This is a genomic window from Stenotrophomonas sp. RS-48 (genome assembly GCF_030053245.1).
GTDB lineage: Bacteria > Pseudomonadota > Gammaproteobacteria > Xanthomonadales > Xanthomonadaceae > Stenotrophomonas > Stenotrophomonas maltophilia_P.
This window is the reverse complement of record NZ_JASGBV010000133.1, coordinates 1-4,305: the sequence shown is the minus strand read 5'-3', so window position 1 is coordinate 4,305 and position 4,305 is coordinate 1. Positions and strand designations below refer to the sequence as shown.

Annotated in this window: 4 protein-coding genes; 1 reads left to right on the top strand and 3 read right to left on the bottom strand. The window is 68.1% G+C overall.

Going from position 1 to position 4,305, the window contains the following annotated elements; genetic code table 11:
• Positions 1–1,331 (bottom strand): MFS transporter (locus QMZ25_RS18640; protein ID WP_283220111.1); only part of this gene is annotated, 1,331 nt, incomplete at its 3' end.
• A 105-nt stretch (positions 1,332–1,436) separates the two neighbouring features.
• Between QMZ25_RS18640 and QMZ25_RS18635 the strand changes: the two genes are divergently transcribed.
• Positions 1,437–2,321 carry a LysR family transcriptional regulator gene (locus tag QMZ25_RS18635; protein ID WP_065182851.1) on the top strand — a complete coding sequence of 295 codons (885 nt, stop codon included), beginning with the start codon at positions 1,437–1,439 and terminating at the stop codon, positions 2,319–2,321.
• A 78-nt stretch (positions 2,322–2,399) separates the two neighbouring features.
• On the opposite strand, the gene pip is transcribed toward QMZ25_RS18635, so the two are convergent.
• Both pip and prmC read right to left on the bottom strand, forming a co-directional pair.
• On the bottom strand, positions 2,400–3,341 hold the full coding sequence (pip, locus tag QMZ25_RS18630) for a prolyl aminopeptidase (protein WP_065175985.1): 942 nt from the start codon (positions 3,339–3,341) through the stop codon (positions 2,400–2,402).
• Positions 3,342–3,389: 48 nt separating this feature from the next.
• The gene (gene prmC / locus QMZ25_RS18625; protein ID WP_065182850.1) at positions 3,390–4,247 is read right to left on the bottom strand and encodes a peptide chain release factor N(5)-glutamine methyltransferase; all 858 of its coding nucleotides are present in this window, start codon (positions 4,245–4,247) and stop codon (positions 3,390–3,392) included.
• Positions 4,248–4,305: the final 58 nt, after the last annotated feature.

Here is a 4,305-nt window from a genome sequence, read left to right as displayed (position 1 = left end):
AGTGCAAACACTGCGGCGCCGTACTCCGCACGCACCAGCCCGGCCAGCGCATCCGGAGAGCCGGCAGCTGCCACGTCGGCGTTGGCCACCATCACCAGTACCGCCAGGCCCAGCGCACCGCCGATCTGCTGTGCAGTGGCCGCCATGCCCGACGCCACGCCCTGCTGCGCCGCCGGCACGCCCTGACCCGCCACGATCCACATCGCGGTCCAGGTCATGCCCTGGCCGATGCTCAACACCACCACGCCCGGCAGCAATGGCCAGAAATTCGAGGCATGCGGCAGTGCCGCCGCCACCCAGGCGATGCCGACGGCACCGGCCAGGTTGCCGATCACCAGCACCCTGCGCGCGCTCCAGCGCTGCAGCGTCCACTCGGCAAGCTGGATGCCCACGGTGCACACCGCCGTGGCCGGCAGGAATGCCAGGCCGGCCTGCAGCGGACTCCAGCCGTAGCCGTCCTGGAAGTACAGCGCCATGAAGTAGTACTGCACACCGTAGCTGCTCATGAAAGCGAAGGTCAGGCCGAGGGCGGCACGAAGGCCCGGCAGGCGCAGCAGCGCGAACTGCATCAGTGGATCGCGGCTGCGCAGCTCGATCTGCACGAACGCGAACAGGATCAGTATCGACAGCACCAGGCAGCCCAGCGTGACGGGCGCCGCCCACCCCCATTCGGGGCCCTGTACCAGCGTGGTCACCAGCAGGCTGCCACCCAGGGTCACGGTGATGCAGCCGGCCAGATCGAACGAACGGCCCTGCGGGCGCGAAGCATCGGGCGGCAGCCACGCACCGGCGGCAAGCGCGCACGCGGTGGCCAGCGGCACGATCACCGCCAGCACCGCCGGCCAGCCGAAGGCCTGGGTGAGTACGCCACCGAGCAGCGTACCCAAGGCAAGACCCACTGCACTGGCCATGCTCCAGATCGCCAGCGCGCGGTTGCGGGCCGGGCCTTCTTCATACAGCGTGTTGATCAGGGCCAGCGTTGCCGGGAACAGCAGCGCGGCACCGATGCCCTGCGCTGCGCGCGCGATGATCAACAGGCCCGCATTCGGCGCCAGCGCGCCGAGCAGCGATGCCACCGCGAACAACAGCATGCCCAGGCGGTAGAAGCGGCGGCGGCCGATCAGGTCGGCGGCACGCCCGCCCAGCAGCAGGCTGCCGCCGAAGGCCACGGTGTAGGCACTGACCACCCATTGCAGCTGCTGCGCGTTGATCTGCAGCGCGCGGCCCATGTCATGCAGCGCGACAAAGATGATGGTGGCATCCAGGGCGATGATCAGCTGGGCGGTGGCCAGCAGGGTCAGTGCCCAGCGCGGGTATTTGAGGGGAGGCATCGGTGGTCTGGACTGAAGGGGGAGCGCAGTCTCATTGATGCAGCGAAATCAATAAACCCCTCACCCGCCATATCTGTCATGATTTTCTGCATGAGTGGATCATCGATGGACCTCAACGCGGTGCGCATGCTGGTGCAGGTGGCCGAAGCACGCAGCTTCACCGTCGCTGCCGGCCAGCTCGGCCTGAGCCAATCCGGGCTGTCGCGCGCGATCAGCCGGCTCGAGGTGGACCTGGGCGTGAAGCTGCTGCAGCGGAACACGCGCAACGTGGCATTGACCCCGGATGGGCGCCAGTTTGTAGAACAGGTCGCGCCACTGCTGTGCGGACTGGAGGACGCGGAACGGCAGCTTGCCGATCGCCCCTGCACGCCGTCGGGCACGCTGAAGATCAGTGCGCCGTCGATGTTCGGCCGCAAGGTGCTGGTGCCCCTGCTGGCGCCGCTGCTGGAGCGTCATTCACAACTGCAGGTCGAAGCCGTGCTCAGCGATCGCCTGGTCGACCTGGTCGAAGAGGGGTTCGACGCCGCGCTGCGTACCGGCACCATCGCCGACCAGCGCATCGTCGCCCGGCCCCTGCGACCGCTGCGCTGGGTGACCGTCGCCAGCCCGGACTACCTCGCCCGGCGCGGTGCACCGGGCGATGTGGCCGCACTGGCGGGGCATGCCTGCCTGGCCGTGCGCAACCTGCGCAGTGGCCGCCTGGTGGACTGGCAGTTCCTTCAGGACGGCCAGCTGCGCGAGTTCACGCCACCGACGCGGATGGTGTTCGACAGCGGCGACCCATTGGTGGAAGCCGCCATCGCCGGTATCGGCATCGTGCAGGTAATGGACTTCGCCGTGGCCGACGCCTTGGCCGACGGCCGTCTGCTGCGCGTGCTGCAACCGTATGAAGGCCGCAGCCGCGAACTCTCTTTGATCTACCCACCTTCGCGCCAGCACTCGCCGAAGCTGCAGGTGCTGGCCGACGCGCTGCTTGCAGGGGACTGGTAGCACCGGGCCATGCCCGGCGAGTCAAACCGCGGCAACAGATCGCGATGCCGCCGGGCGTGGCCCGGCGCTACCGGCGCGTTACGCGAAGCTGTCCGTGGCGCGCACCAGCGCGTCGACATTCTCCGCTTCGAACGCGGAGTGGCCCGATGCCGGGGTGATTTCCAGCTTCGCCTTCGGCCACACCTTGGTCAGGTCCCAGGCATTGGCGAGCGGGCACACCACGTCGTAGCGGCCATGCACGATCACGCCCGGGATGTCGGCGATGCGGTGCGCGTCGCGCAGCAGCTGGTCTTCCACCTCGAAGAAGCCACCATTGACGAAGTAGTGGTTCTCGATACGGGCAAAGGCCAGCGCGAAATGCGGGTCTTCGTGGCTGTTGATGAAGTCGTCATCCACATGCAGGAAGCTGGTCGCACCCTCCCACACGGCCCAGGCCTTGGCTGCTTCCAGGCGGGTCGCCTCGTCTTCACTGGTCAGGCGACGGTGGAACGCCGAGATCAGGTCATGGCGTTCAACCACCGGAATGGGCTTCAGATAGTGCTCCCATGCATCGGGGAACAGGCGGTTGGCGCCTTCCTGGTAGAACCACTCCAGCTCCCAGCGGCGGAGCATGAAGATGCCGCGCAGAACCAGTTCGGTGACGCGCTGCGGATGGGTTTCGGCGTAGGCCAGCGCCAGGGTTGACCCCCAGCTGCCTCCGAACACCTGCCAGCGGTCGACGTTCAGATGCTCGCGCAGCCGCTCGATATCGGCGACGAGGTCCCAGGTGGTGTTGTCCACCAGATCCGCATGCGGCGTGGAGCGGCCGGCACCGCGCTGGTCGAACAGGATGATGCGGTACTTCGCCGGGTCATGGAACTGGCGCATCTTGTCGCTGCAACCGCCGCCCGGACCGCCGTGCAGCATCACCACCGGCTTGCCATCCGGATTGCCGCACTGCTCGAAGTACAGCGTGTGGCGGTCGTCGACCTTCAGGGTGCCGACGTCATAGGGGGTGATGGCGGGGTACAGCGTACGCATGCTTGCAGCTCCAGGGTGATGCCCTGCCGGGGCAGGAGAACCCACATTCTAGGCCGGTCGCCGGCCGAGGGTGACCCGATCACGCTGCTCAAGGTCCTGCTGGGTCTGCACGTCGGCGAAACCGGCCGCATCGAACAGCGTGCGGATCGCCGCGCCCTGGTCCCAGCCGTGCTCGATCAGCAGCCAGCCCGCCGGCTGCAGGTGTTCGGGCGCGCCTGCAACGATGCGGCGGATATCGTCCAGTCCGTCGATGCCGGACGCCAGCGCGCTGGCCGGCTCGAACCTCAGGTCGCCCTGCTGCAGATGCGGATCTTCGCTGGCGATGTAGGGCGGATTGCTGGCAATCAGTGCAAAGCGCGCGCCCTGCAGCGGTGCGTACCAGTCCTGTCCACCTTCAGCGAAACGCACGTTGCGCAGTTCATGGTGGGCGGCATTGCGCGCAGCCATGGCCAGTGCACCGGGGCTGGCATCGGTGGCCAGCACCTGTGCCAGCGGCCGCTCGCTGGCCAGGGCCAGGGCGATCGCACCACTGCCGGTCCCGAGGTCGGCCACGGACAGCGGGCGGTCCGATGGCAGGCGTTCCAGCGCCAGCTCCACCAGCAGTTCGGTTTCCGGACGCGGGATGAGGGTCGCCGCATCGACCCGCAGATCAAGCGTCCAGAACCCGCGCCGGCCGGTCAGGTAGGCCACCGGCTCACCGGCGGCGCGACGCGCCAGCAGCGCCTCGAAGGCAGCCTGCGCCGTTGCCGGCAGCGGATCGGTCGCATGGGCGAACAGCCAGCTGCGTGGACGCTCCAGCACATGCAGCAGCAGCAGCTCGGCTTCGTGGCGGGCGTCGATGCCGCCCAGGCGGGCGCTGGCGTCGGCCACCACCTGGCGCAGGGAGGGTTGGGTTGGGGAAGACATTCCGCAATTGTAGAGCCGAGCCCATGCTCGGCTGCTTCTGGAACAGCCGAGCATGGGC

Coding starts and splice junctions, on each gene's coding strand:
- pip (WP_065175985.1), bottom strand. CDS start 3,341: ATGCGTACGCTGTACCCCGCCATCACCCCCTATGACGTCGGCACCCTG.
- prmC (WP_065182850.1), bottom strand. CDS start 4,247: ATGTCTTCCCCAACCCAACCCTCCCTGCGCCAGGTGGTGGCCGACGCC.
- QMZ25_RS18635 (WP_065182851.1), top strand. CDS start 1,437: ATGGACCTCAACGCGGTGCGCATGCTGGTGCAGGTGGCCGAAGCACGC.